Source organism: Streptomyces gossypii, assembly GCF_025165795.1.
Lineage (GTDB): Bacteria > Actinomycetota > Actinomycetes > Streptomycetales > Streptomycetaceae > Streptomyces > Streptomyces gossypii.
Map to the genome: position 1 here is coordinate 1 of NZ_JAJAGO010000043.1, position 1,254 is coordinate 1,254.

The window sequence follows — 1,254 nt, forward strand, 5'->3', positions numbered from 1 at the left end:
TCGGTGGGCACCCGCTCCCCGAAGTCGGTTTTGAACGCGTCGACGCCCTGGTCCAGCAGGACTTTCAGCTTGCCCTGGTACCAGGCGCACGCGTCCGGGTTGGTGAAATCGACCAGGCCCATGCCCGCCTGCCACAGATCCCACTGCCAGATGTCGCCCTCCGGTGTGCGGAGCAGGTATCCGGCCTGTGCTGCTTCGGCGAACAGGGGTGACTTCTGGGCGATGTAGGGGTTGATCCACACGCAGATCTTCAGCCCCCGTGCCTTCAGCCGTGCCAGCATCCCCGCCGGGTCGGGGAAGACGGCCGGGTCCCACTCGAAATCGCACCACTGGTACTCGCGCATCCAGAAGCAGTCGAAGTGGAAGACGGACAGGGGGATACCGCGGTCGGTCATGCCCTTGACGAAGGAGGTGACGGTCTCCTCGTCGTAGTCGGTGGTGAAGGAGGTGGAGAGCCACAGGCCGAAGGACCACGGCGGGGGCAGCGCGGGGCGCCCGGTCAAGGCGGTGTAGCGCTCCAGGACCTGTTTGGGTGTGGGTCCGGCGATCAGGTAGTACTCCAGGCTCTGGTCGGTGACGCTGAACTGCATCTGCCCCACCGCCTCCGACCCGGCCTCGATCGAGACGTGGCCGGGGTGGTTGACGAACACGCCGTAGCCGCGGGAGGAGAGGTAGAAGGGGATGTTCTTGTAGGCCTGCTCGCTGCTGGTGCCCCCATCGGCCTGCCAGATCTCCACGCTCTGCCCGTTCTTGACGAACGGGGTGAAGCGCTCGCCCAGGCCGTAGACGTCCTCGCCGACACCCAGACCCAGCTGGGCGATCATGTGATGTGCTCCGTCCACGGTGGCGAAGCCGGTGCCGCGCTTTCCCGCCGAGGTCAGCACCCCGCCCTGGCCGTCGGTGAAGTCCAGCCCCCAGGGGCCCTCGGTGTTCAGGGCGACGGTCAGGGGGCCGCTGGTCAGGGACACCACCGGTCCCTCACGCTCCACCACACCCGCACTCGGAGCCTCCGGGCCAGCGGCGCCGGGCAGGGCGAAGTCCGGGCCCCGCCACCGCCCGCCTGACAGATGCGTCACCCGCACACCGATCACGCCCTCCGCGGGGGCGAAACACTCCACTCGCAGCAGCGGCGCGTTCAACGTGTCACCACGCCGCTCCACCCGCCGCACCGCCGCATGCGCGGTGAAGGCACCCTCACCGGTGGTGACCTCACGGGCCTGCGCCGCGTAAGAGGCCTCAACACCCTCACGCATC

1 protein-coding gene is annotated in these 1,254 nt (G+C 68.4%); it reads right to left on the reverse strand.

Annotation, left to right across the window (positions count from 1 at the left end; genetic code table 11):
* Positions 1-1,253 (reverse strand): alpha-xylosidase (gene yicI / locus LHJ74_RS34050; protein ID WP_260222234.1); only part of this gene is annotated, 1,253 nt, incomplete at its 3' end.
* Between the last annotated feature and the right edge of the window lies 1 nt (position 1,254).